Here is a 24559-nt window from a genome sequence, read left to right as displayed (position 1 = left end):
CGCCGTGTCAAAACCGGATTGATCCGCGCACCGTCAAAGTGGTCGCATCCGCATCAACGCCTGACCCGTTGATATCGTCAAAGCTGTGATCGAGCAGCTCTGCGCCGATCAGATAGCGATCATTGATCTGGTAGGCAAAACCGATCCCGTAGAACTCACCAGACTCGCTGCCCAGGCTTGTGTCAACTTCGGCCACACCCGCCGTGACATAACCCAGCGTCCGGCCAAAATCATAACCCGCGCGCAGCTTGAGGCGGGCCACGCCATCGACCGAAGCAGCCCCGTTCAGATCAATATCGGCAAAGTCGTAATCAATCTCGCCCCCCAGAACAAAAGTCCCAAAGTCGTAACCATAGCCGACATGCACACCGGCAAGCAGGTCGTCACCGTCTGCAGTGCCCGTGCCGTCAATATCACCGTATCCCAGTTGGACACCGCCATAGGCACCCGTCCAATCGCCTGAAACCGGCACCGGGGCCACGGGTGCAGGCGCCGGAACCGGGGTGTCCGCTACGGGCACCTCGGGCGAGCCCGCGAATGCGGGCGCCGCTGCGATGGCCAAAACACCTGCCGCAAGTAACTTGATTTTCATCGATCTGCTCCTTCGTGCTCTGTTTGGGGTAAGGCGTGGTCTTGGTGAGGCACCCGTTCGTCAGGCACCCGCTGTTTGCAGAAAGGTGGGCAAGCCCAGCCGCCATTTCCAGTCATATCGGTTCACTGTCCTGTGACTGAGCAGCGCGCCGCCCAAATGCCGCACCGGCTCAGCAACCCCTTGCCAGTTCGCGATTTTACCCATGTCGCATTTGGGACAGACGGGCGGAAATCTGCCCGTCATTGTGAAAAAAACGGCAGTTCAACGACAGCAGGGAGGCTTTCGTGCAGGTACGCCACTGCAAGATTGTGCTGGTGTCCCGAACCATCGGGGCAGAACGAGGCCGCGCGGCGCGAGGACGCCCGCAAAACGTGTGATCAACCGATACGCGTTTTCTCTGCTTTTTACTCCGGACACCGATACATGAACGACCAATCTCCCTCACGCTCTGGCGGCCGTGCCGCACGCCGCGCGGCCCGCGCTGCTCCTCTTGCCGATCATCTACGCCCGGTACGCCCCGGCCTGTCCGGCGGACGATATAATCCTCTAACCGACGCGGACGTGCTGCGCATCCACAAGGCCGCCCTCGAAGCTCTTGAAACCATTGGTCTGGCTGACGCCCCCGACAGCGGCATCGCATATCTCACTGGGGCCGGTGCAATTTTGGGCGACGACGGGCGCATCCGCTTCCCCCGTGCGCTGGTCGAGGACACCATCGCCCGCGCCAACCGATCGCTGACGCTGCACGGTCGTGACCCGGCCCATGATCTGGAATTGTCTGGCAGCCGCGTGCACTACGGCACCGCCGGTGCCGCCGTGCATCTGGTCGAGGCCAATGGGCGTGAATACCGCGAAAGCACCGTGCAAGACCTGCATGATGCGGCGCGCATCTGCGATGTTCTGGACAACCTGCACTTCGTGCAACGGCCCATGGTCTGCCGCGACATCGTAGACAACCTCGAGATGGACTATAACTCAGTCTATGCCTGTGTGTCGGGCACGACGAAACATGTCGGCACAAGCTTTTACGAACCGCACCACGTAGCTCCGGCCATGGAAATGCTGCACATGATTGCAGGCGGCGAAGACAAATGGCGCGAACGGCCCTTTGTGTCGAACTCCAACTGCTTTGTCGTGCCGCCAATGAAATTCGCCACCGAAAGCTGCCTCGTGATGGAGGAGTGCATCAAATACGGCATGCCTGTCCTGCTGTTGTCGGCTGGCATGTCCGGCGCGACGGCTCCATCGACCATTGCGGGCGCCATTGTGCAGGCGGTGGCGGAATGCTTGGCGGGCCTTGTCTACGTGAATGCGGTGAAACCTGGTGCACCTGCCATCTTTGGCACCTGGCCCTTTGGGCTTGATCTGCGTACCGGGGCCATGACGGGTGGGTCAGGCGAACAGGCGCTCCTGACAGCAGGATGCGCTCAGATGCACCGCTTTTATGATCTGCCCGGCGGTGCCGCAGCAGGCATCGCCGACAGCAAACTGCCCGACATGCAGGCCGGTTGGGAACAGATGTGTTCCAACGTGATGGCGGGGCTGTCTGGGCTCAACATGGTCTATGAGGCTGCGGGCATGCACGCGTCCTTGCTCGGCTTCTGTCACGAGTCTCTGATTATGGGCGATGACATCATCGGTCAGGCCCTGCGCTGCGTGCGCGGGATCGAGGTGAATGACGAAACGCTGGCATTGGATCAGATTGCCGACGTGACCATGAACGGGCCGGGTCACTATTTGGGCACCGAACAAACGCTCAGCCGGATGCAAACCGACTGCGTCTATCCCAGCATGGGCGACCGGACCTCTCCCAAGGAATGGGCCGAATTGGACAAGCCCGATTTGGTGGAAAAAGCGACACGGCGCAAAGAGGAAATCCTTGCCACGCGCCCAACGGCCAGCCTTGACCTGACGCTCGACGCAGCCATACGCGCCAAGTTCAACATCCACCTGCCTGTATTCTAGCGCGAGGCGAAGGACACCGCGCCTTTAGGGGATCACGAAGATCGTCGCCCCCTGATTCACGTTTCAAAGATTCCCGGGGGAAGGCCGCATGGCCAGAGGGGCAGCGCCCCATGACCCCAAAAAACGCGAGGCCCGGCACCTGGGGGAAACCGGGCCTCACACCCCCACCCTTCTACCGCGACGCGCCACACAAACACGTGGGCGGGGCAGAAATGCGGGAAACGGCTGACCTTAGCCGTCCGTGGGTGGCATCAGCCCCGCTTCCTGCGCAGCGGCGATCTCATTGCCATCCAGCGCGCCATCCGCGTTCAGGTCCATCGCGGTAAAGCTGTCTGTGGTGACGTCAGGAAAGCTGGCCTGCACCTCGTCAATGGTCAGGACACCATCGCCGTTCACATCCAGATCCGACGCGCTTTGGCCCATAGCCAGCGCAGGCAGTGTCATGGCAACCGCAAAGGTCAGTGAAGCAAATTTGGTCATGTGGAACTCCATTTGATGTTTCCAGTCAGAGGATCCGTGAGTGGCCCTCTCGTGAAGGTTTGAGTGCGCAATCGCGATGCGCATCCCTTGGCCACGGTTCACACGCAAGGCCCTGCCGATGGCACGGTCAAGCATGGGCAAGGGCTTGCCCAAAAAGGGGGCAGTGGCAGGATCGGCGAAAACCCCCGGGCTGGTAAGCGATCCGCTCGGACGCCACGTTTAAGCCATGTCCAACGCATACAACCTTGTGGCCCTTATCCCGATGCTCACACGCCGTGCGCGCCGCTTGTCTCACGACAGAAGCGAGGCCGAAGACCTCGTCCAGGACACGCTGCTCAAACTGTGCCAGCGTCTGCGCCGCGGCCGCGCGGTTGAAGACCTGCCCGCCTACGCGATGCGCACCCTTCAAAACGAGGCGCGCAAGGGGTGGCGGCGGATCGGGACCGAGGAATTGCAAGAAGACGATGCGCTGACCCAACCAGATGCACTTGTGCGCCTGGATTGCGCGGATACGTTGGCCGCCATCGCCGCCCTGCCGCAACCGCAGCGTCGGCTGTTGGAACTGGTGATCGCGGGCGAAACATCGCCCCGTGCCATCGCCTTGGCCACAGGTCTGCCGCTAGGCACCGTCATGTCACGGCTGGCACGGGCGAGAGCAAAGTTGCGGCTGGTGCTGGCGGAAGAATAACGGCATGGGCAAAGGCGCATGATATGATGCGTCGGTGGGCGGGTGCCTATTGCGCCCTGCGCACAACAGACAGGCCACCGACCGCAAGACACACTCAGACAAAAAAGGGGAGCGCGAACGCTCCCCTGTAGTTTCGCCGTTCAGGCTCAATATGTTAACCGCCCGGTACTTTTCTGCCTGCGGCCTGAACGTCGTTCGGGGGCGAGCGCACCCGCCCCGTGTGGCAGAGGTGAATTGCTCCACCCCTGTAATAGGATGGGAAGGACTAAAGTCGCGCCCCACCCTGTCTCGTCGGGGGCCTCAATCGGTCAAACCGACCAAAGCCCCCTCGCGCCCCTTCCCCGGGACACGTAGCTTTTAGCTACACCCCGACGTGCCGCCGCAAGTGTTGCACTTCATGCAGGTGCCGTTGCGCACCAGGGTATAGTTGCCGCATTCGCCGCAAGCTTCGCCCTCATATCCTTGCATCTTGGCTTTGGTCCGTGCGTCCATGCTGACCGCGCCGCTAGCCATCGCCGTCGTTGTGGACGACACCGCAACACCGCCGCTTACGGCCACTTCAGGCACGAGAGTTTGCAAGGCGAGTTCGGCATCCGACGCCAAGGCTGTTGCATCCGCCATGCCGCCTTGCAGCACCACAAGGTCTTGCGGCAAACGCTTGCGCAAATAACCGGTCGAACTGATTTGCTTTAGCACTTCCAAAGACTTGGACGCCGCGGTGTCGGAAAGCTCGGACACGTTGGACACGCCCTCTTCCTCGCCCTGACCCAACGTGTCGAATGTGGCCCCTTCGGGCTTTACATGCGCCAGATCAGTGCGGTCGAGGTAGGACACAGCCAGTTCGCGGAACACATAGTCGAGGATAGAGGTCGCATTCTTGATGCTGTCGTTGCCTTGCACCATGCCCGCAGGCTCGAATTTGGTGAAGGTAAAGGCATCCACGAACTCTTCGAGCGGCACACCATATTGCAGACCAACAGACACCGCGATGGCGAAGTTGTTCATCATGGCACGGAAGCCCGCCCCTTCCTTGTGCATGTCGATGAAGATCTCGCCAAGGTTGCCATCCTCGTACTCACCGGTGCGCAGGTACACTTTGTGGCCACCAACGATGGCTTTCTGGGTGTAGCCCTTGCGGCGCTGAGGCATTTTTTCGCGGTGCGATTTGATGATTTCCTTGACGATGATCTTTTCGACGATCTTTTCGGCCAACACGGTCGCCTTTTCGACGGGTGCGCCGCTTTCCAGAATTTCCTGGGCCTCCTCATCATCTTCGACCAGCGAGGCGGCCAAAGGCTGCGACAGTTTCGATCCATCGCGATAAAGCGCGTTGGCCTTCACCCCGAGCGACCAGCTGAGTTCATAGGCCTTCTGGCAGTCCTCGATTGTCGCATCGTTGGGCATGTTGATCGTCTTGGAAATCGCCCCCGAGATGAAGGACTGTGCCGCCGCCATCATGGTGATGTGGCTGTCGACACTCAGGAAACGCTTGCCGATTTTGCCGCATGGGTTGGCACAATCAAAGATGTGGTAATGCTCTTTCTTGAGGTGCGGCGCACCTTCCAGCGTCATTGTCCCGCAGACATGGTTGTTGGCCGCGTCGATATCCGCCTTGGAGAACCCGAGCGAGCGCAGCAAGTCAAAGGTCGGATCGTTCAGCTTGTCCGCAGGGATGCCCAGAACCTGGGTGCAGAACTCCTCGCCCAGCGTCCACTGGTTGAACACAAACCGGATATCAAAGGCGCTTTCCAGAGCCGCGTCCACCTTGGCCAATTCATTGGTACCAAAGCCGTGGCCAGCCAGCGACGTGTGGTTGATCGCGGGGCTGTTACCAATTGATCCGTGACCCACCGCATAGCTGATGATTTCCTCGATCTGGGCCGACCCATAACCGAGGTTCTCAAGCGCCGCAGGCACCGAGCGATTGATGATCTTGAAATACCCGCCACCGGCCAGCTTTTTGAACTTCACCAGTGCAAAGTCAGGCTCGATACCGGTGGTGTCGCAGTCCATGACCAGACCGATCGTGCCGGTGGGTGCGATCACAGTGGATTGCGCGTTGCGGTAGCCATGCTTTTCACCCAGTTTCAGCGCTTCGTCCCACGTCGACATTGCCAAATCAATCAAACGTGCGTCGGGGCAGTTGGCATGGTCCAAGGCAACAGGTTTCACCGCCAGCTTTTCGTACCCCTCGGTGGAGCCATAGGCCGCCGTCCGGTGGTTGCGCATCACGCGCAGCATGTGGTCGGCATTCTTCTTGTAGCCCGGGAACGGCCCCAGCTCGCCCGCCATTTCGGCGGATGTGGCGTAGGACACGCCGGTCATGATCGCGGTCAGCGCCCCACAAAGTGCGCGCCCCTCGTCACTGTCATAGCCAAAGCCCATGTTCATCAGCAGACCGCCGATATTGGCATAGCCAAGGCCCAGTGTGCGGAAGTCATAGGACCGCTGTGCAATCTCCTTGGAGGGGAACTGCGCCATCATAACGCTGACTTCCAGCGTCACGGTCCAGAGGCGGGCCGCATGCATGTAATCTTCGACCTGAAACACGCCGTCCTTGAGGAATGTCAGCAGATTCATGGACGCCAGGTTACAAGCCGTGTCGTCCAGGAACATGTATTCAGAGCATGGGTTGGAACCGCGGATTGCGCCATCTTCAGGGCATGTGTGCCAGTCGTTGACCGTATCGTGGTACTGAATGCCGGGATCGGCACAGGCCCAAGCCGCGTGGCCCACCTGCTCCCACAAATCACGGGCTTTGACGGTCTTGGTGACCTTGCCGTTCACGCGGTTGATCAACTCCCAATCCGCGTCTTTCTCTACAGCCGTCAAGAACGCGTTGGTAACCCGGATCGAATTGTTGGAGTTTTGGCCGGAAACCGAGTTGTAGGCTTCAGAGTCCCAGTCGGTGTCGTATGTCGGAAACTCAATGCTGGTGTGGCCTTGCTTGGCATAGTCCAGCACCCGCTTGACGTAGGTTTCGGGGATCGCAACTTTCTTGGCCGCTTTAACCGCATCCTTCAACGCGTTGTTTTTCTTAGGATCGTAAGCGTCCGCTTCGGCGCCGTCCCACGCCTTGATAGCCGCGAAAAGGCCGTTCAGCTTTTCTTCGTGCATCTTGGAGCCAGCGACGATGCTCGCCACTTTTTGCTCTTCGATGACCTTCCAGTTGATGAAGTCCTCAATGTCGGGATGATCGGCATCCACGATGACCATCTTGGCCGCACGACGCGTTGTGCCGCCCGACTTGATTGCGCCCGCCGCGCGGTCGCCGATTTTGAGAAAACCCATGAGGCCCGAGGATTTGCCGCCACCCGACAGGCTTTCGCCTTCACCGCGCAAGGACGAAAAGTTGGTGCCGGTGCCGGAGCCGTACTTGAACAAGCGCGCCTCACGCACCCACAAATCCATGATACCGCCGTCATTGACCAGATCGTCAGACACGGACTGGATAAAGCAGGCGTGGGGCTGCGGATGCTCGTAAGACGACTTGGACTTGGTCAGCTTGCCGGTCTTGTAGTCGACATAGTGGTGCCCTTGGGCCGGACCGTCGATGCCGTACGCCCAATGCAGACCGGTGTTGAACCACTGAGGCGAATTCGGCGCGGCACGCTGGGTCGCCAGCATGTGGCGCATTTCGTCATAGTAGGCGCGCGCATCTTCTTCGGTGGTAAAGTACCCACCTTTCCATCCCCAATAGGCCCAGGCCCCTGCCAGGCGGTCAAACACTTGCTTGGAGGACGTCTCGCCGCCCATCTCGGCGCCGGGGGCCGCTTCAGAGCGCCACAGGAACTCGGGCACGTTTGCTTCTTCGATCTTTTGCAGCTTGGACGGCACACCAGCTTTGCGGAAGTATTTTTGGGCGATCACATCACTTGCGACCTGGCTCCACTTTGCAGGCACTTCCACTTCGTCCAGACGGAACACGATTGTGCCATCCGGGTTGCGGATCTCAGACACGGTGGTGACGAAATCGAGGTCAGAGTATGCGTCCTGACCGGCTTTGGTGAACTGTCTTTCAATTTTCATCGCGCTGCCTCGTTATCCAGCATGTTACCTTGCCAGGCTGACCCGACGTTGCGGGGGCCCAAATTGTCTTGCTTGCACGTCGGTACAAAACTGCACTGCACCGTCACAGGCTTGATGCCCAAGACGGTCCGACTACCGTTCAGAATGCGAATGTTCTGTCCCTCGTGCTTGGCCCGTGCCCTTAGCGTTGATCACTAAATGTTGTGGCATCGGACCTAGCCCACACAAGGTGACGTATATGCGGGGTCTGCGTCAACGGAATTTTAAAAGTTTTTTGACAACTTTTGTCTTGACCCATTGGGCCGTTTTCGGGCGGCAAAACGCCATCCGATTCATTTGCACGCAACGCACGAAGGGGCCGAAAATTCGTCCCCATGCCGCGATCTGGATTTTGCTGAAAATGATGGGACTTAGAGGTTCATCTGCAAGCTTTGGCTGAACTTATCCACAGAACATGCCCGCCGACCGAGAAAGGTTTTGCCGCGCTGCGGAAAATATGTTGATCTTGCAACATGTCCGTTTTCAGGCCCCTTTTGCGACCCGCTTTCGCCCTTATCGCCGTCGCAGTGTCGGGTTGTGCACCACAATATGTAGAGACAATTGTGACTTCGGAACAAGACCTGCCCGTGAGACGCGCGTTTTTTGAGCAAATGCCGGAACCGCTGGATGATGCGTTTCGGGCAAATTGCGACTCGCCCGGTGACCAAATCATGCAGGTCTCGCGCACCGTGGTGCAATGCCGGATCCTGCCACCGCCTGATATGGCTGCGTTTCTTGTGCTCCAATATGACGGCGCACTCGAAGCACCCGCCCTTGTTGTTCAAAAAGAAACCGATGCGATTGACGACCGTTTTCTCGTCGAGATGTCCTATTTTGCCGAGGTTATCCAAAAATCCGGAAACCCGCGCCGCATCTATTTCAAGCAAAGGTCGCTGGATCGGTTGATGGACGAACTTTTGCAAGCCACCGGTGGCATCGCCGCCAACGACTGAGCAAATCCAAAAGAACAGTTATATGGGGAAATGGTCGGAGCGAGAGGATTCGAACCTCCGACCCCCTGTACCCAAAACAGGTGCGCTACCAGGCTGCGCCACGCTCCGACCGTGCGCCCCTCTTAGACATGCTTTGACGAATTGAAAAGCCCTATCGCGAGCAGAAATGGGTCAGAATTGCGCTTTGTCACTGCCAGATACCGAGCGATACACCAATTCGAGCATAGGTCAGCGCCGATGCGCCCACTCAACAAGGCCAAGCAGCAATGGATTGGTCAAAGCTCGGGTGTCGCAACTGGTCGCCAACATCCAATCCGAGCAGGCGCGACATACCGCCGTTGATCTCAAGGACGTGGGTCAAACCATCCCCGCCATTTATCGGCTCTTCGCTCAGTGGAACGGCCCGGTGGTGGATGTGTTTGACCACACCCGTCGGGCCGACAAAGAGCATATCAAGTTCGATCAAGGTGTTACGCATCCAGAAAGACAACGCACCGGGTTTGGGGTAGACGAAAAGCATGCCCGCAGAGCTGGCCATCTCGGTGCGGTGCATCAGGCCCAGAGCCCGTTCTTCACCATCATCTGCAATTTCAACGGCGAAACGGGCTTGGCCAAATTCGCCGCGGATCCAAACTGTGTCGTCCCGACACGCAGCGAATGCAACTGCCGCCAATCCCGGCCAAAGCAGCATGGCAAAAGCGCCACGGGCGCACATACGGTACGGTAGGTTATTCATTCTCACGAGGCAAGGCGGCCTCCCAGGCCAGCACTTCGGCCGCCATCTGCCCCCGTTTGCCATCAATCACCCGCATCGCCAGCGCCTCGCCCGGCTGCAAATCGGACAAGCCCGACCGGCGCAGCACTTCGACATGCAAAAACACATCCGCTGCATGGCCGAACACATTGGCAAAACCAAAACCCTTGCCCTTGTCAAACCACTTGACGCGCCCCGGTTGCAGCGGCGCTTGGGCGACGTCGGCGTCATCCAGTTCAGCGATATCCGTCAAGGAGTGTGGGGCGTCCTGCACAGGCGGCACGACATGCATCACTTCGACGGCTTGAACGCCACGATCCGTTTTTTGAATACGAATCTCCAGGGCCGCGCCATCCGCGATCGACGACTGCCCGAAATTGCGCAACACATTGACGTGCAAAAGGATATCCGGGCCGCCGGTATCCGCGACGACAAAGCCAAAGCCCTTCACGGGGTCGAACCATTTCACTGTGCCAGTGACAAGGTCGGTATCTGTTGAGTGTTCTGACACGTGGGGTCTTTCTTGAGTGTTGTGTCGCCTCCAAGACTTGCGATATTTTGCACTCCCTTTTCAAGCAGTAAAAAAGCTTTTATTTTCATTATCTTGCATTTCACGTCACGTGAAATTCATGGGTTGAGGCGGCAAATCTCCCATGCAGAGCCGGGATTTTCGCGCCGCCAGCGGAACCTGTCATGTAGGCGAAACGCCCCATCCGCCCAGAATTCAATCTCGGTCGGTGTAATCCGGTACCCCCCCCAAAAGGGTGGCCGCGACGGGTTTGTTCCGTGTTGCGCTGTCACTTTGGCAACCTTGGCCATGAGGCTCGCACGCCCATCAAGCGGCTTGCTTTGATCGGAGGCCCAAGCCCCCAACCGGGATTTCAGAGAACGGGACGCATAATAGGCATCCGCCTTTGGCCCGTCTTCCTTGGTGACAACACCGCGCACCCTTATTTGACGGTGCAGGGATTTCCAATGCATCACGAACGCCGCCTTGCCTGCCTGATCCAATTCCCCTGCCTTTGCGCTGGTGTAGTTGGTGTAAAAGACAAAAGCGTCATCCTCGATGTCCTTGAGCAGAACCATCCGAACATTGGGCATACCGCCTGCATCCACCGTGCTCAGGGCAATGGCGTTGGGATCGTTGACCTCGGCCGCCTGCGCCTCAGCCAACCAAGTGCGAGCAATCTCGAACGGGTCGTCCCCTGCAAATTTGCCATCACGGTCTGCCATTTTCGTCTCCATTCCTGCTCCCATCAGAGCTAGCGCTGCGACCAACCCGGATCAACCACGCTTTCGCTCTCTTGATGCGCTCAGGTCTATAGCCTAAAGCTGAGCGCCAGAAACGGCGACGGGATGGGCAGTGCAATGGCAAACGAACTTATGACAGGCAAGCGGGGTCTGATCATGGGCCTGGCCAATGACAAATCCATTGCGTGGGGCATCGCCAAGATGTTGCGCGATGCAGGGGCAGAACTGGCCTTTTCCTATCAGGGTGATGCGCTGAAGAAACGGGTTGATCCGCTGGCTGCCCAATTGGGTAGCGATATCGTTCTGCCCTGCGATGTGGGCGACGAGGCGTCGATTGATGCATTGTTCTCGGACCTCAAAGAACGTTGGGACAACCTGGATTTCATCGTCCACGCCATCGGTTTTTCCGACAAGAACGAGTTGCGCGGTCGCTATGTCGACACCAGCCGGCCAAACTTCAACCTGACGATGGACATCTCGGTCTATTCCTTTACCGCAGTGATGCAGCGAGCCGAAAAGATGATGAAGAACGGCGGCAGCGCCGTGACACTCACCTATTACGGAGCCGAACAGGTCATGCCCCATTACAACGTGATGGGCGTGGCCAAGGCCGCTCTTGAGGCGTCGGTCAAATACCTCGCCGAGGACCTGGGCAAGGACAACATCCGCGTCAACGCCATCTCGGCGGGTCCGATCAAGACGCTGGCCGCATCCGGCATCGGTGATTTCCGCTATATCATGAAGTGGAACGAGTATAACTCGCCCCTGCGCCGCAACGTGACTATCGAAGACGTTGGCAAATCGGCGCTCTACCTGCTCTCTGATCTCGGTTCGGGCACCACGGGTGAAAACCTGCACGTCGACGCAGGCTATCATGTTGTTGGGATGAAGGCCGTCGACGCCCCCGATATTTCAAAGGGCTAATCCATGACGCTGACCCTGGCGGAGCTTGTGGCCTTCAACACCGTGCTTTTGGCGGCACTCCTGTCGCCGGGGGCCGCGATGCTGTTCATCACGCGCGCGACGGTGACAGGTGGGCGGACCGCCGGGATTGCAACAGGTATCGGCCTCGGAATGGCCGCGGCGGTCTGGACGCTCGCGGCGCTGCTGGGGCTTGATGTGGTTTTTTCTCTCTTTCCATGGGCCTACACGGCCCTGAAAGTCGGCGGCGCGCTTTATCTGATCTGGATTGCCATCCAGACGTGGCGCCATGCCAACGCGCCGATGGGCAACGCGCCCCTGCCACGAGGTCGAGCCGTACTGTCGGGTATGTTGCTGAATTTCGGTAACCCGAAATCCATGCTCTTTGCCGCCGCCGTGATTGTCGTGATCTTTCCAAAAGGCCTCGCGGCTATCGATATCGGCTTCATCGTTCTGAACCACCTCGCACTCGAGTTGATCTTTTACACCGGTCTCGCGCTTGCGCTCAGCACCCCGCAGGTGCGCCGTGGCTACCTGAGCCTCAAACCCATCTTTGACCGCATCGCCGCGACGCTCTTGGGCGCGCTTGGCCTGCGCCTGATCCTGGAGAAATAAACCATGGCAGATCGCCTCCCCCATGAAAAAGGGTTCCACGTCAGCTGGGATCAGATGCACCGCGACAGCCGCGCACTGGCCTGGCGGTTGGATGGCAAAGGCCCCGATGACGGCAGCTGGCGCGCGGTTGTCGCCATTACACGCGGCGGCATGGCGCCTGCCATGATCGTGGCCCGCGAGCTTGATATCCGCACCGTCGACACGATCAGCGTCAAATCCTACCATTCGGGCGGCGGCAAAGCCGATCAGCGTCGCGACGCCGAAGTGCTCAAATCCCCTGACCGCGACATGATGGGGGACGGCACGGGCATCCTGATCGTGGACGATCTGGTGGACAGCGGCAAAACCCTGGAGCTGGTGCGCAGCCTTTATCCCAACGCCCATTTCGCTACCGTCTATGCCAAACCCTCGGGCGAGCCCCAGGTGGATACGTTTATCACTGGCGTGAGCCAAGACACATGGATCTTTTTCCCTTGGGATATGGCGCTTCAATATGTTGAGCCTTATCGCGGCACCGACTGAACCACGACACGAGAATTCCTGCCTTCGGCAAGGATATTTTGGACCAATTGAAGTAAGAGACGATAGCTCTGCTGGCTCAAAATACCCCCGCCGGAGGCTCCGACACCAGCCACCGGAGCCGCGCCATGCCCCTGTCTCGCACCGCCGCCACATTCGCCCCCCCCGTTATGGAGGCGCGCCGCTGGTTGGACGGCGTGACGTTCCCTGCGGATCGTCCGCTGATGAATGTCAGCCAAGCGGCTCCCGTGGACCCACCGCCACAGGCACTGCGTCAGGCCATGGCCGATGCGGCGCTGACACGGGATGACGCGCATCTTTATGGCCCAGTCTTGGGCAATGAAGACCTACGCGCAGGTCTCAGCGCTCAGATCAACACGCATTACAAGGCAACCACTGGCCCTGAACACGTGGCCATCACGTCGGGTTGCAATCAAGCCTTTGCCGCCGCCATTGCCACGCTATGTGATGAGAGTGACGAGGTGATCCTGCCCACCCCTTGGTATTTCAATCACAAAATGTGGTTGGACATGGCCGGGGTTCGGTCTGTTCCTCTGCCCGTAGGCGAGGGAATGCTGCCCAGTGTGGACGCGGCCCGCGCCCTGATCACTGATCGCACCCGTGCCATCGCGCTGGTCAGCCCCAACAACCCCGCTGGTGTCGAATATCCAGCCGATTTGCTCTTGGCCTTTTACACACTGGCTCGCGACCACGGGCTTGCTCTGATCGTCGACGAAACCTACCGCGATTTTGACAGCCGGTCCGGCCCACCTCACGCGCTGTTCCAGCAACCGGATTGGCAGGACACGTTCATTCACCTCTATTCCTTTTCAAAAGCGTATAGGCTGACAGGCCACCGCGTGGGCGCTTTGATCGCGTCCCCGGCCCGCCTTGCCGAGGCGGAAAAGTTTCTCGACACCGTTGCCATCTGCCCCGGTCAGATTGGGCAACACGCCGCCCTGTGGGGTCTTGAAAACCTTGGCCAGTGGGTGGCCGGAGAGCGCGAAGAAATCCTGGCACGGCGCGCCGCCATCACCGATGGTTTCCCAAAGCTTGCGGTCAAGGGTTGGCAGCTTTTGGGCCTCGGCGCTTATTTCGCTTATGTCCAACACCCATTCGCCATGTCCTCGGCGGATCTGGCGCCTTTGTTGGTCAAAGAGGCAGGGATCCTGTGCCTGCCCGGTACTATGTTCTGGCCCGAAAACGCACCTGACGGGGCGGCACAATTGCGCATCGCCTTTGCCAATCTGGACGCAGGCGGCATCGCGGAATTGTACACAAGGCTGTCAGCTTTCGACCTCTGACCCAAACGCCCTTGCCGGCGGGCCAGCCCCCGGATAGACAGCGTGAAACGCGCAGAAATCCCAAGCGAGGGCAAGCATGGCCAAGGGCTCAAATACACTTTCGAAAACCGCCGTGTGGATTCTGATGGGTCTTTTGATCCTGGGCCTGGGCGGCTTTGGGGCCACCAGCCTCACCGGCACCCTGCGCACCGTGGGCCAGGTCGGTGACAAATATATCGACATCAACCTCTATGCCCGCACCCTTAGCCAGGAAATTCAGGCGGTCAGCGCCGAAACCGGCAACCCGCTGACCTTCGCCCAAGCACGCGCCATTGGGCTTGATCAAGCGGTTTTAGCGCGGATCGTGCGCGCCCGCGCCTTGGATCACGAGGCGGAACAAATGGGCCTGAGCGTCGGTGACGAAGCCTTGCGTGACGAGATATTGAACATCCCATCTTTCCAGGGTGTCGATGGCAGTTTCGACCGCGACGCCTATAGCTTTGCACTGGATCAAGCGGGCACATCTGAGGCCGAGTTTGAAACCCAGTTGCGCGAGGAGGTTGCCCGCTCTCTCTTGCAGGCGGCCATCATGTCCGGCACCACAATGCCCGACACCTATGCCGAAACGCTGGTGTCTTTCCTCGGCGAGACCCGCGATTTCACGTGGAGCCGTCTTGGAACCTCTGATCTGGCGGAACCGCTGGAACCTTCCTCCGATGAGGTATTGCGCGCCTACTACGAAGCGAACCTTGGCGACTATGAGCTGCCCGAGACAAAGCGCATAACCTTCACCGTTTTGCTACCCGATGACCTGATCGACACGATTGCCGTGGACGAAGAAGACCTGCGCGCCGAATATCAGGCCCGGATCAACGAATACAATCGGCCCGAGCGCCGCCTCGTAGAGCGCCTCGTTTATCTGGATGAAGCCGAAGCGGATCAAGCCGCAGCACAGTTGGAAGTGAACGGCACCACCTTTGAAGCGCTGGTGCAGGATCGCGGCCTGTCGCTTGGCGATGTGGACTTGGGCGATGTGTCCCGCCTCGAACTGGATGCTGCGGGCGAAGCGGTTTTCAACGCTGAGGTGGGCGATGTCGTCGGCCCTCTGCCTTCGACGCTCGGACCAGCCTTGTTCAGGGTAAACGCCATTCTGCCCGCCCAGAACACCAGTTTTGAGGATGCGACCCCCCTGATCCGTCAGGAGCTTGCGTCCGACGCGGCCCGCCGTCAGGTGGCAGTACTGGCCGAGGAGTATGACAACTTGCTGGCCGGTGGTGCGACCCTCGAAGAGTTGGACCAGGAAACAGATATGCGGATCGGCACCATCGACTGGTTTCCCGCACAAGGTGAGGGCATCGCCGCTTACGACGGATTCCGCGACGCCGCCGCCGCGCTGAGCGAAGACGATTTTCCCGAGATTGTGCAATTGGACGAAGGCGGCATAGTCGCCCTGCGGCTTGAAGAAATCCTGCCGCCCCGCCCCGCCCCCTTTGAGGAGGCGCGCTTGAATATCCAGGGCAATTGGGAGGCCGAGCAAACCGAACAGCGGCTGACCGCACAGGCCGAAGCGGTGGTACCTGCCCTGGAAGCAGGCGAAAGCTTTGCCAGCCAGGCGCTCGATTCCATTGTCGAGACCGATCTGGACCGCAGCGCATTTGTGCAAGGCACGCCCCCCGCCTTCATGACCGAAGTCTTTGACATGGAGCCCGGCGACGTCCGGATCATCCCCAGCTTTGGCTCAATCCTGATTGTGCGGCTCGACGGGATCACGCCAATTGGCGGCAGCGCCGAGGCTGCAACCGAAACCGCAGCGCTGAGCGAAGAAATGGGCCAATTGCTGGCCGCCGAAATCTTTACCATCTTCAGCGAAGATGTGGTGCTGCGCGCGGGCCCACAGATCAACCAGCAAGCGCTTGACGCGGTGCATGTGAACTTTCCCTGATGGCCCTGATCCCCGAATATGACGCCTTTGCAGCAGCACACGCGGCGGGGCAAAACCAGATCGTCTATACCCGGTTGGCGGCTGACCTCGACACGCCCGTGTCACTAATGCTCAAGCTAACTGGGGCCCAAAAGGACGCCTTTGTTCTGGAATCGGTGACCGGCGGTGAAGTCCGCGGGCGCTATTCCATCATTGGGATGAAGCCTGATCTGGTCTGGCGTTGCCGGGGTGAGACATCCGCCGTCAATCGCACGGCGCGCTATGATGCGGATGCATTTGTGGACATGCCGGGCAACCCCCTCGACGTGCTGCGCGACCTGATCGCCGAAAGCCGCATCGACTTGCCCGTGGACCTGCCACAGGCAGCGGCGGGCCTCTTTGGCTATTTGGGCTATGATATGGTCCGGCTGGTTGAACATCTGCCAGACGTGAACCCCGACCCGCTGGGCCTGCCGGATGCGATCATGCTGCGCCCGTCGGTCATTGCGGTGCTTGATGGGGTCAAGGGCGAGGTGACGGTTGTTTCGCCCGCATGGATCAGCGACGGGCAATCGGCGCGCGCCGCATATGCCCAAGCGGCCGAACGTGTGATGGATGCGGTTCGCGATCTGGAACGCGCGATGCCTTCGGAAACCCGCGATCTGGGCGAGGCTGGAGCCGTTGCGGAGCCGGTGTCGAATTTCACCAAATCGGGCTACATGCAGGCAGTCGAAAAGGCGCGCGACTACATCAAGGCAGGCGATATTTTTCAGGTTGTCCCGGCCCAACGCTGGACCCAGGAGTTTCGCGAACCGCCCTTTGCGCTCTATCGTTCGCTGCGGCGCACCAACCCGTCGCCGTTCATGTTCTATTTCAACTTTGGTGGCTTTCAGGTCATCGGGGCCAGCCCCGAAATTCTGGTCCGGGTCTTTGGAAACGAAGTCACGATCCGCCCCATCGCAGGCACCCGCAAACGTGGCGCCACACCAGAGGAAGACCGCGCGCTCGAAGCCGATCTTTTGGCGGATGAGAAGGAGTTGGCCGAACATCTCATGCTGCTCGATCTGGGCCGCAACGACACGGCGCGCGTGTCCAAGATCGGCACTGTCCGCCCCACTGAAGAATTCATTGTCGAGCGGTATTCGCACGTGATGCACATAGTCTCCAACGTTGTGGGCGAGCTCGAGACCGGCAAGGATGCACTTGACGCCTTCTTTGCAGGGATGCCAGCGGGCACCGTGTCCGGCGCGCCCAAAGTCCGCGCGATGGAGATTATCGACGAGCTGGAACCCGAAAAGCGCGGCGTCTATGGCGGTGGCGTTGGCTATTTCAGTGCGGGCGGCGACATGGACATGTGTATCGCATTGCGCACAGCTGTAGTGCAGGATCAAAAGCTCTATATCCAGGCAGGCGGCGGCGTAGTCTATGACAGCGACCCTGAGGCTGAATTCATGGAGACCGTGCACAAATCCGGTGCCATCCGACGCGCGGCAGAGGATGCGGCGCGTTTTGGCGGTGGCAACCGGTGACCGCATCGTTGGCGCATCGACCGATCCACGCGCAAGTGGCTGATCAGCCCTTCGGGCAGGATCTTCATAGAACAGAAAAACGGGGACCTGGTCGCCCCACAAACCTGTCCTGATGCCGAACGCTGCGTTTCAGATCGGAACCACCACGATTTCACCCGGTGCGCGTGCCTCAGTCGCCCTGCCCGTTTCGGCCTTGCCCGATCACACGCCGGTCGATTTGCGTGTCGAAGTCGTCAATGGCCGCCGCACTGGCCCGACTATGTTCGTTTCTGCAGCCGTGCATGGGGACGAGGTGATCGGGGTCGAGATCGTCCGCCGTTTATTGCGCGCGCCGCAGCTGGACAAGTTGCGTGGCACGCTCTTGGTTGTGCCCATCGTCAACAGCTTTGGCTTTCTTGCGCGCTCCCGTTATTTGCCCGACCGACGGGACTTGAACCGCTGCTTTCCCGGCTCATCCGCCGGATCGCTGGGGTCGCGGCTGGCGCATATTTTTCTCAACGAAGTGGTGCTGCGCTGCGATTACGGGATCGACCTGCATTCCGCCGCGATCCACAGAACAAATCTGCCGCAGATCCGCGTGACGCCCGGCGACAGCACAACGGCCCGCATGGCCCGCGCCTTTGGGGCGCCCGTGATCCTGACGTCGCCCCTGCGCGATGGCAGCTTGCGTGGCGAAGCAGCCGAACGCGGCACGCCTGTTCTCCTCTATGAGGCGGGCGAAGGGTTACGCTTTGACGAATTTGCGGTGCGTGCTGGCGTCGCCGGCATTTTGCGGGTGATGCGCGACCAAGGCATGATCGCCGCCAAGGGCATTTCACGCGCCCGCTCCCCGTCGCTTGTGTGCCGGTCCTCGCAATGGTTGCGCGCCCCATCAGGGGGCCTCTTGCGTACCTTCCGGGCCGAAGGTGATGTGGTGGCCGAAGGCGACGTACTGGCCGCCGTTTCAGATCCCGCAGGCGGGACAGAAAGCGAATTGCTTGCGCCAAAGCCGGGCATACTGATCGGCCGGGCCGTCCTGCCCGTTGTGAACGAAGGAGACGCGGTTTTTCATCTGGCAGAGCTTAGCCCGAAGGCGGATGAAGACACGGTTGACGCGCTGACCGCCCAGCTTGAGGCCGATCCGCTTTTTGACGAAGACGAAATTATCTGAGGCGCGCCCTCTGCGCATCCATCCAAAGTTTGGTTATTGGTGCGCCAAGGGCTATGGCGCGCCGGATGTCAGAACCGCAGAGATCGGGGCAAGTGCCACACGTTCTGCCCGATCCGCCAACCCCCAAAGCAGCAGAGCCGAAATCGTATCGGGGCGCACCCGCCCCATCATGATCACGCCCCCCTCCTGGCCCGCCCGAAACGCGGCCTGGTCCAGAAACCGGCGAATGACCGAGGGTGTTTGTCCCGCACTGTCAAAATCGCGAAAGATCAGCCCGGTTGGCACGCCTTCGCGCACGGCAAGCTTTTGGGCGGTGTTCAGCCCCTTGGACTGCAAAACGAGACCATGGCCCGACGCCTTGAGCGCCTCGGTGACCTGATCCGACGCCTCGCGGCTTTCCTGAAGACCGGTGCCGACCCCTTCGATCACACCGACAACCTCGGGCACCGCCGACAAGGCAGCAGACAGGTTGACCTCGACATCCCCCGCGGTTGCTCCTTGGGGCAGGTCAATCGCGGCCAGAACCTCAAACCCTTGCGCACGGTAATCTGCCATCCGGGCGCCTGCATCCGGCAGGCTCACATCGACGGCAAAGCTGAGCGGGTAAGGAAAGCTCTGCAATGCGGCCAAACCAACGGGCCCGCCCGTCAGGTCGACACCACTGTCGAGCAAAACGATGGCCATCATCGGCTTGTTTTCGGGGTTCTCGAAGGCGGCGGCAAAGGCCTCTATTGGCGGCAAGCCACTGGCCGCAGGAACAGGAGTTTCGGGTGCTGCATCCGGCACCTCTGGTGTACGGTCTACCAGCGATGTGGCACGACGTCCGATGCGCGGCCCATCAGTGATCGCGGGCGCAGGATCCAGGGCCGACGGCAGGGCGGCAACAACGTCCTCCTGCGGAGCTTCCGGGGTGGCTGGCGCTACTGGCGTTGTTTCGGCAGTCTCAGCTTCCGTCTCTTCCAGTAGCACAGGTTGCTCCGGCGTAATGACGCTCTCTTCGACCTCTGCGGGGCCCGGTGCATCGGCAAAGGCGCTGTCCACCTCTGGCACATCTGGCGCAGGGGGTTGTGCCGGATCGGTTGAGATCGACAAAGCCCCTTCTGTGTCTGGCGCGGATGGCAGCGCCGCTTGCGGGCTAGGCAAAACGGGGGCCTGATCCGGTACAGTCACTGCGGCACTGTCTGCTGGTTGCGCAGGACCGCTCAACCCATCTGCGCCGCCGGTCTGTGGCACCACAGGCGTGTCGGAGCCCGCCTCGGCTGCTGCACTGACGTCGTCAACGCTGGGCGCTGTTGAGGGTTGCGCCAAACCATCGCGGACAAGGTCGGCATCGGTCACCGCATCGGCGGTGCTGGTATCGGCCGCACCCGGTGCCGCAGCCCCAATCGGCGCGGTGGCGGCCACATCGGGCCGTGAAGGTGCATCTGCCAACACCGACACGATACCTGCCCCGGCCACGCTGACCACGCCACCCCAGATCATTCCGCTTAGAAAACCCCGTGCCATGTTCTGTCTCCGCCTGCTTTGGCTTTGCGCCCCGCTTTGCGATGTACGCGCACCAGACTGCTTTATCCGCTTGCTCCGCCCGCCCGGCCCTTGACGCTGGCGGGCAAGCCTGAGCATGTATGCGCCAAACTATACTGGCCTTGGCCGCCCCTTGGAACACTGAATACGACCATGCTGCTGCTGATCGACAATTACGACAGTTTTACCTACAATCTGGTCCACTATCTTGGCAGTCTGGGCGCCGATGTTGTTGTCCGGCGCAATGACGCTTTGGATGTGCAAGAAGCGATGGGCATGCGGCCCAGCGGCATCTTGTTGTCGCCCGGTCCGTGCGATCCTGATCAGGCTGGCATTTGTCTTGCATTGACGGCAGCGGCGGCTGAAACACGGACCCCGCTGATGGGCGTCTGCCTCGGCCACCAGAGCATCGGACAGGCCTTTGGCGGCAAGGTCGTGCGCGCAGGCGAGATTGTTCATGGCAAGCTTGGAACGATGCATCACACCGGTACCAGCGTATTCAAAGGATTGCCAAGCCCCTTTGCCGCCACCCGTTACCATTCGCTGATCGTTGATCGGGCCACCCTGCCCGACTGCCTGGACGTCACGGCAGAGCTGGAAGACGGCACGATTATGGGCCTCGCTCATCGCGATTTGCCGATCCATGGCGTGCAATTCCACCCCGAATCCATCCGTTCCGAACACGGGCATGCGATGTTGCAGAACTTTGTCGATATGATGCCGGTGACCGTATGAGTGACGCGCTCAAACCCCTGATTGATGCGGCCGCGAATGGCCCCCTGACCCGTGATCAGGCCGAAGCAGCCTTCCAGATTCTCTTTGAGGGTGAGGCCACGCCCAGCCAGATCGGCGGCCTTTTGATGGCGTTGCGCACACGCGGCGAAACGGTCGATGAATATGCCGCCGCAGCCGCAGTGATGCGCGCCAAATGCAATGCCGTGCGCGCGCCCGAAGGGGCCATGGACATCGTCGGCACGGGCGGCGACGGCAAAGGAACGCTCAACATCTCGACCGCCACTGCTTTTGTGGTGGCCGGGGCTGGTGTGACCGTGGCCAAGCATGGCAACCGCAACCTCAGCTCCAAATCCGGGGCCGCAGATGCGCTGACCCAGATGGGGATCAACGTGATGGTTGGCCCACAAGTGGTTGAAAAGGCGCTGGAACAGGCGGGCATCGCCTTTATGATGGCGCCCATGCACCACCCCGCCATCGCCCATGTCATGCCCACACGGGCCGAATTGGGCACCCGCACGATTTTCAATATCCTTGGGCCCCTTACCAACCCGGCAGGCGTCAAGCGGCAACTGACAGGGGCGTTCTCGCGCGATCTTATTCGCCCCATGGCCGAGACGCTGGCGCAGCTCGGCTCTGATGCCGCCTGGATGGTGCACGGCTCGGATGGCACGGATGAGCTGACGATTACCGGCGTCTCTTGGGTCTCGGGCTTGGAAAATGGCACGGTTACAGATTTTGAGGTGCATCCCGAAGAAGCGGGCCTGCCCATCCACCCATTCGAAGATATCATTGGCGGCACGCCCGAGGAAAACGCGCAAGCTTTCCGCGCCCTACTGGATGGCGCGCCCGGTGCTTATCGTGACGCGGTGCTCTTGAATGCCGCTGCCGCACTGAAAGTTGTGGGTAAGGTAGACAGCCTCAAGGGCGGCGTGGCAATGGCGCAAGAAAGCATCGACAGTGGCGCGGCAGCCGCTAAAATCAAAGCCGTGGCACAGATTACGCAGTCTTGAACCTCATCCTGGCCTGACAGCTTCTTTTGGCCGAAACATATCCCGGAGGTCTCGGGGGCTGGCCCCCCGTCCCGCACTGGCAACACGAGCAAACCCAATGACCGATACAATCCTGGACCGCATCAAAGCCTACAAGCTCGAAGAGGTGGCCGCTGACAAAGAGGCCAAACCGCTGGAGGCCGTCGAGGCAGAAGCGCGCGAGGCCTCCCCTGTCCGACCCTTCGCCGACGCCCTGCAACGGGCCAGCCGCGAAAGCTATGGGTTGATCGCAGAGGTGAAGAAAGCCAGCCCGTCCAAAGGCTTGATCCGTGAGGACTTTGATCCCGCCACCATCGCCAGCGCCTATGCCGAAGGCGGGGCGACGTGCCTGTCTGTCCTCACCGACACACCCAGCTTTCAGGGTGCCAAGGAGTTTCTTATTCAAGCTCGTGCGGCCTGCGATCTGCCGGTTCTGCGCAAGGACTTCATGTACGACACCTATCAAGTGGCCGAAGCCCGCGCGTTGGGGGCCGATTGCATCCTGATCATCATGGCAAGCGTGAGCGATACCCAAGCGTCCGAGCTTGAGGACTGCGCCCATGAATGGGGCATGGATGTGTTGATCGAAGTCCATGACCAGCCCGAGCTGGAGCGCGCAAGCCTGCTCAAAAGCCCCCTTGTGGGGATCAACAACCGCAACCTCAAGACATTCGAGGTCACCTTGGACACCACACGCAAGCTGTCGAAACTGGTGCCCGCTGACAGAACTATTGTCGCCGAGAGCGGCCTGAACACCCCACAGGATCTGGCCAATCTCGCCATGTATGGCGCGCGTTCCTTCCTCATCGGCGAAAGCCTGATGCGCCAGGAGGATGTCGCCGCGGCGACGCGCACGATCCTGGCCAATCCGTTGGTTGCAGGCGGAGGCATGTAAGATGGGGTTGACCCACTTTGACGACCACGGCGCGGCCCATATGGTGGACGTGTCTGATAAGGCCATCACTGACCGCATTGCGGTGGCTGAGACGTGGATCAAGATGCGCCCGGAAACCTTTGAAATTATTACCGAAGGCCGTGCCAAGAAGGGTGATGTTATCGGCGTTGCGCGTCTTGCTGGTATCATGGGGGCCAAAAAGACCTCCGATCTGATCCCCCTCTGTCACCCATTGCCCATATCCAAGGTTTCGGTGGAGCTTGAGCCCGACGCGGACCTACCGGGCCTGCGCATTACCGCTACAGTCAAGACAACCGGTCAAACGGGTGTCGAAATGGAAGCGCTGACCGCCGCCTCCACCTGCGCCCTCACGGTCTATGACATGGCCAAGGCCGTCGACAAGGGGATGGAGATTGGCGGGCTGCGCGTCATGCTGAAAGATGGCGGTAAATCAGGACGTTACGAGGCGACATGATCACCGTCGCTCAGGCCCTTGATCACCTATTTGACCTCGCTGATGCATTGCCAACAGAAACTGTGCCGCTGCGTTCTGCGGCAGGACGGGTGTTGGCCGAACCAATGGCCGCGACCCGCACGCAACCGCCCTTTGCCGCATCGTCGATGGACGGCTACGCGCTGAAAAGCGTTGAGGCCGATCTGCATGCCCAATTCAAAGTTGTAGGAGAGGCCGCCGCGGGCCATAGCTGGAAAGGCACGCTGGGCCCCGGTCAGGCAGTGCGTATCTTTACCGGCGCGCCGGTGCCTGATGGGGCGGACAAGGTCGTGATCCAAGAGGATGTGACCCGTTCAGGTGCCTTGATTACCATCACGGACGACCCGGGCCCCAAGGACAACATCCGCCCTGCAGGCGTCGATTTCACCCAAGGCACGATCATGAGCGCGCCTCGCAAACTCAGCCCCGGCGATGTGGCGCTGCTGGCTTCAATGAACTGCCCGGACGTTCCTGTTGTGCGCAAGCCTGTCGTGGCTCTGATCTCCACCGGCGACGAATTGGTAATGCCGGGCGAGACACCCGGGCCGGACCAGATCATCGCGTCCAACACCTTTGGTCTGGCGGCCTTGCTCGAGAACGCGGGGGCCTCGGCCCGCATCCTGCCCATTGCGCGTGACAGTCATGCTTCGCTTGCGACGGTGTTGGGCTTGTCGCAGGGCGCCGACCTCGTTGTGACCATTGGCGGCGCGTCCGTCGGTGATCATGATCTGGTGGCCGACGTGGCGGCCGACCTCGGCATGGATCAGGCATTCTACAAAGTCGCGATGCGCCCGGGCAAACCGTTGATGGCCGGACGATTGGGCGGCGTGCCGATGGTCGGCCTGCCGGGAAACCCGGTATCTGCCATGGTTTGCGGCACCATTTTTCTGGTGCCGATGCTGCGTGCGATGATGGGGTTAGGCCGCGCCCCTGCTTCGCGCATCCGCCTGCCTCTGACAGGCGGCATTGACGCCAACGGCCCGCGCGAACACTACATGCGCGCGATTGTGGTCGATGGCACTGTGCGCAGTGCGGGGCTGCAGGACAGCTCGCTCCTTTCGGTACTGGCGGCGGCAAATGCACTGATGGTACGCCCGCCTCATGACCCCGCTCACCCCGCAGGCACAGAGATCGATGTCATCGCCATTGACTAATTGTTGACACAAAAGGGGAACGTCCGTAGAACAAAACCAAA

At 60.2% G+C, this 24559-nt stretch carries 23 protein-coding genes and 1 tRNA gene; 15 read left to right on the top strand and 9 right to left on the bottom strand.

Features of this window, described 5'->3' with window-relative positions; translation table 11 throughout:
* Window positions 1–7: 7 nt before the first annotated feature.
* Window positions 8–592, bottom strand: coding sequence for an outer membrane beta-barrel protein (locus Q1A44_RS13530; protein WP_299625941.1), 585 nt, complete (start codon window positions 590–592; stop codon window positions 8–10).
* Between the two features lie 60 nt (window positions 593–652).
* On the bottom strand, window positions 653–796 hold the full coding sequence (locus tag Q1A44_RS13525; protein WP_299625938.1) for a hypothetical protein: 144 nt from the start codon (window positions 794–796) through the stop codon (window positions 653–655).
* A 219-nt stretch (window positions 797–1015) separates the two neighbouring features.
* Here Q1A44_RS13525 and Q1A44_RS13520 point away from each other — a divergent pair, with 219 nt between their 5' ends.
* Complete coding sequence (locus tag Q1A44_RS13520; RefSeq protein WP_299625935.1) at window positions 1016–2557, top strand: trimethylamine methyltransferase family protein; 1542 nt, start codon at window positions 1016–1018, stop codon at window positions 2555–2557.
* Between the two features lie 231 nt (window positions 2558–2788).
* Here Q1A44_RS13520 and Q1A44_RS13515 read toward each other — a convergent pair whose 3' ends face one another.
* Window positions 2789–3037, bottom strand: a complete 249-nt coding sequence (locus Q1A44_RS13515) for a hypothetical protein (protein WP_299625932.1) — start codon at window positions 3035–3037, stop codon at window positions 2789–2791.
* 226 nt (window positions 3038–3263) lie between these two features.
* Here Q1A44_RS13515 and Q1A44_RS13510 point away from each other — a divergent pair, with 226 nt between their 5' ends.
* A complete protein-coding gene (locus Q1A44_RS13510; RefSeq protein ID WP_299625929.1) occupies window positions 3264–3725 on the top strand; it encodes a sigma-70 family RNA polymerase sigma factor in 462 nt (153 codons plus the stop codon).
* Between the two features lie 357 nt (window positions 3726–4082).
* On the opposite strand, the gene Q1A44_RS13505 is transcribed toward Q1A44_RS13510, so the two are convergent.
* Entirely contained in the window at window positions 4083–7754 is a 3672-nt protein-coding gene (locus Q1A44_RS13505) for a vitamin B12-dependent ribonucleotide reductase (RefSeq protein ID WP_299625926.1), read from the bottom strand.
* A 512-nt stretch (window positions 7755–8266) separates the two neighbouring features.
* Between Q1A44_RS13505 and Q1A44_RS13500 the strand changes: the two genes are divergently transcribed.
* Window positions 8267–8746: a hypothetical protein gene (locus Q1A44_RS13500; RefSeq protein ID WP_299625923.1), complete on the top strand. Its 480-nt coding sequence runs from the start codon at window positions 8267–8269 to the stop codon at window positions 8744–8746.
* 31 nt (window positions 8747–8777) lie between these two features.
* Here the strand turns inward: Q1A44_RS13500 and Q1A44_RS13495 are convergent.
* From Q1A44_RS13495 to pdxH, 4 genes are all read right to left on the bottom strand, one after another.
* A tRNA-Pro gene (locus Q1A44_RS13495) sits at window positions 8778–8854 on the bottom strand.
* A gap of 139 nt (window positions 8855–8993) precedes the next feature.
* Complete coding sequence (locus tag Q1A44_RS13490; RefSeq protein WP_299626161.1) at window positions 8994–9437, bottom strand: DUF192 domain-containing protein; 444 nt, start codon at window positions 9435–9437, stop codon at window positions 8994–8996.
* Window positions 9438–9474: 37 nt separating this feature from the next.
* Window positions 9475–10011, bottom strand: coding sequence for a cold-shock protein (locus Q1A44_RS13485; RefSeq protein WP_299625920.1), 537 nt, complete (start codon window positions 10009–10011; stop codon window positions 9475–9477).
* A gap of 116 nt (window positions 10012–10127) precedes the next feature.
* A complete protein-coding gene (pdxH, locus tag Q1A44_RS13480; RefSeq protein WP_299625917.1) occupies window positions 10128–10733 on the bottom strand; it encodes a pyridoxamine 5'-phosphate oxidase in 606 nt (201 codons plus the stop codon).
* Window positions 10734–10868: 135 nt separating this feature from the next.
* On the opposite strand from pdxH, the gene fabI reads away from it, so the two are divergent.
* The 7 genes from fabI (at window position 10869) to Q1A44_RS13445 (ending at window position 18689) form a co-directional block, all read left to right on the top strand.
* Window positions 10869–11675 carry an enoyl-ACP reductase FabI gene (gene fabI, locus Q1A44_RS13475; protein WP_299625914.1) on the top strand — a complete coding sequence of 269 codons (807 nt, stop codon included), beginning with the start codon at window positions 10869–10871 and terminating at the stop codon, window positions 11673–11675.
* 3 nt (window positions 11676–11678) lie between these two features.
* Entirely contained in the window at window positions 11679–12287 is a 609-nt protein-coding gene (locus Q1A44_RS13470) for a LysE family transporter (RefSeq protein ID WP_366942605.1), read from the top strand.
* Between the two features lie 3 nt (window positions 12288–12290).
* Complete coding sequence (gene gpt, locus Q1A44_RS13465) at window positions 12291–12809, top strand: xanthine phosphoribosyltransferase (RefSeq protein ID WP_299625911.1); 519 nt, start codon at window positions 12291–12293, stop codon at window positions 12807–12809.
* A gap of 125 nt (window positions 12810–12934) precedes the next feature.
* Window positions 12935–14110: an aminotransferase gene (locus Q1A44_RS13460; protein ID WP_299625908.1), complete on the top strand. Its 1176-nt coding sequence runs from the start codon at window positions 12935–12937 to the stop codon at window positions 14108–14110.
* A 76-nt stretch (window positions 14111–14186) separates the two neighbouring features.
* Window positions 14187–16031, top strand: a complete 1845-nt coding sequence (locus tag Q1A44_RS13455) for a peptidylprolyl isomerase (RefSeq protein ID WP_299625906.1) — start codon at window positions 14187–14189, stop codon at window positions 16029–16031.
* Window positions 16031–17539 carry an anthranilate synthase component I gene (gene trpE, locus Q1A44_RS13450; protein WP_299625903.1) on the top strand — a complete coding sequence of 503 codons (1509 nt, stop codon included), beginning with the start codon at window positions 16031–16033 and terminating at the stop codon, window positions 17537–17539. Before Q1A44_RS13455 ends, trpE begins: the two co-directional genes overlap by 1 nt.
* A gap of 112 nt (window positions 17540–17651) precedes the next feature.
* Window positions 17652–18689: a succinylglutamate desuccinylase/aspartoacylase family protein gene (locus tag Q1A44_RS13445; protein ID WP_299625900.1), complete on the top strand. Its 1038-nt coding sequence runs from the start codon at window positions 17652–17654 to the stop codon at window positions 18687–18689.
* Window positions 18690–18740: 51 nt separating this feature from the next.
* Here the strand turns inward: Q1A44_RS13445 and Q1A44_RS13440 are convergent, their stop codons facing one another.
* On the bottom strand, window positions 18741–20195 hold the full coding sequence (locus tag Q1A44_RS13440; protein WP_299625897.1) for a polysaccharide deacteylase family 2 protein: 1455 nt from the start codon (window positions 20193–20195) through the stop codon (window positions 18741–18743).
* A 171-nt stretch (window positions 20196–20366) separates the two neighbouring features.
* Here Q1A44_RS13440 and Q1A44_RS13435 point away from each other — a divergent pair, with 171 nt between their 5' ends.
* The 5 genes from Q1A44_RS13435 to glp all read left to right on the top strand — a co-directional run bounded on the left by Q1A44_RS13435 (window position 20367) and on the right by glp (window position 24518).
* Window positions 20367–20948: an aminodeoxychorismate/anthranilate synthase component II gene (locus Q1A44_RS13435; protein WP_299625894.1), complete on the top strand. Its 582-nt coding sequence runs from the start codon at window positions 20367–20369 to the stop codon at window positions 20946–20948.
* A complete protein-coding gene (trpD, locus tag Q1A44_RS13430; RefSeq protein ID WP_299625891.1) occupies window positions 20945–21958 on the top strand; it encodes an anthranilate phosphoribosyltransferase in 1014 nt (337 codons plus the stop codon). Before Q1A44_RS13435 ends, trpD begins: the two co-directional genes overlap by 4 nt.
* Before the next feature lie 97 nt (window positions 21959–22055).
* Window positions 22056–22871 carry an indole-3-glycerol phosphate synthase TrpC gene (gene trpC, locus Q1A44_RS13425; RefSeq protein ID WP_299625888.1) on the top strand — a complete coding sequence of 272 codons (816 nt, stop codon included), beginning with the start codon at window positions 22056–22058 and terminating at the stop codon, window positions 22869–22871.
* Between the two features lies 1 nt (window position 22872).
* Window positions 22873–23346 (top strand): cyclic pyranopterin monophosphate synthase MoaC, encoded by a 474-nt coding sequence (gene moaC, locus Q1A44_RS13420; RefSeq protein WP_299625885.1) that lies wholly within the window; start codon window positions 22873–22875, stop codon window positions 23344–23346.
* The gene (glp, locus tag Q1A44_RS13415) at window positions 23343–24518 is read left to right on the top strand and encodes a gephyrin-like molybdotransferase Glp (protein WP_299625882.1); all 1176 of its coding nucleotides are present in this window, start codon (window positions 23343–23345) and stop codon (window positions 24516–24518) included. The genes moaC and glp overlap by 4 nt, the downstream gene beginning before the upstream one ends.
* Window positions 24519–24559: the final 41 nt, after the last annotated feature.

The sequence above is a fragment of the uncultured Tateyamaria sp. genome, from assembly GCF_947503705.1.
Taxonomy (GTDB): domain Bacteria; phylum Pseudomonadota; class Alphaproteobacteria; order Rhodobacterales; family Rhodobacteraceae; genus Tateyamaria.
This window is presented reverse-complemented; position numbering and strand designations above follow the sequence as displayed.

Coding starts and splice junctions, on each gene's coding strand:
- Q1A44_RS13530 (WP_299625941.1), bottom strand. CDS start 592: ATGAAAATCAAGTTACTTGCGGCAGGTGTTTTGGCCATCGCAGCGGCG.
- Q1A44_RS13525 (WP_299625938.1), bottom strand. CDS start 796: ATGGGTAAAATCGCGAACTGGCAAGGGGTTGCTGAGCCGGTGCGGCAT.
- Q1A44_RS13520 (WP_299625935.1), top strand. CDS start 1,016: ATGAACGACCAATCTCCCTCACGCTCTGGCGGCCGTGCCGCACGCCGC.
- Q1A44_RS13515 (WP_299625932.1), bottom strand. CDS start 3,037: ATGACCAAATTTGCTTCACTGACCTTTGCGGTTGCCATGACACTGCCT.
- Q1A44_RS13510 (WP_299625929.1), top strand. CDS start 3,264: ATGTCCAACGCATACAACCTTGTGGCCCTTATCCCGATGCTCACACGC.
- Q1A44_RS13505 (WP_299625926.1), bottom strand. CDS start 7,754: ATGAAAATTGAAAGACAGTTCACCAAAGCCGGTCAGGACGCATACTCT.
- Q1A44_RS13500 (WP_299625923.1), top strand. CDS start 8,267: ATGTCCGTTTTCAGGCCCCTTTTGCGACCCGCTTTCGCCCTTATCGCC.
- Q1A44_RS13490 (WP_299626161.1), bottom strand. CDS start 9,437: ATGCTGCTTTGGCCGGGATTGGCGGCAGTTGCATTCGCTGCGTGTCGG.
- pdxH (WP_299625917.1), bottom strand. CDS start 10,733: ATGGCAGACCGTGATGGCAAATTTGCAGGGGACGACCCGTTCGAGATT.
- fabI (WP_299625914.1), top strand. CDS start 10,869: ATGGCAAACGAACTTATGACAGGCAAGCGGGGTCTGATCATGGGCCTG.
- Q1A44_RS13470 (WP_366942605.1), top strand. CDS start 11,679: ATGACGCTGACCCTGGCGGAGCTTGTGGCCTTCAACACCGTGCTTTTG.
- gpt (WP_299625911.1), top strand. CDS start 12,291: ATGGCAGATCGCCTCCCCCATGAAAAAGGGTTCCACGTCAGCTGGGAT.
- Q1A44_RS13460 (WP_299625908.1), top strand. CDS start 12,935: ATGCCCCTGTCTCGCACCGCCGCCACATTCGCCCCCCCCGTTATGGAG.
- Q1A44_RS13455 (WP_299625906.1), top strand. CDS start 14,187: ATGGCCAAGGGCTCAAATACACTTTCGAAAACCGCCGTGTGGATTCTG.
- trpE (WP_299625903.1), top strand. CDS start 16,031: ATGGCCCTGATCCCCGAATATGACGCCTTTGCAGCAGCACACGCGGCG.
- Q1A44_RS13445 (WP_299625900.1), top strand. CDS start 17,652: ATGCCGAACGCTGCGTTTCAGATCGGAACCACCACGATTTCACCCGGT.
- Q1A44_RS13440 (WP_299625897.1), bottom strand. CDS start 20,195: ATGGCACGGGGTTTTCTAAGCGGAATGATCTGGGGTGGCGTGGTCAGC.
- Q1A44_RS13435 (WP_299625894.1), top strand. CDS start 20,367: ATGCTGCTGCTGATCGACAATTACGACAGTTTTACCTACAATCTGGTC.
- trpD (WP_299625891.1), top strand. CDS start 20,945: ATGAGTGACGCGCTCAAACCCCTGATTGATGCGGCCGCGAATGGCCCC.
- trpC (WP_299625888.1), top strand. CDS start 22,056: ATGACCGATACAATCCTGGACCGCATCAAAGCCTACAAGCTCGAAGAG.
- moaC (WP_299625885.1), top strand. CDS start 22,873: ATGGGGTTGACCCACTTTGACGACCACGGCGCGGCCCATATGGTGGAC.
- glp (WP_299625882.1), top strand. CDS start 23,343: ATGATCACCGTCGCTCAGGCCCTTGATCACCTATTTGACCTCGCTGAT.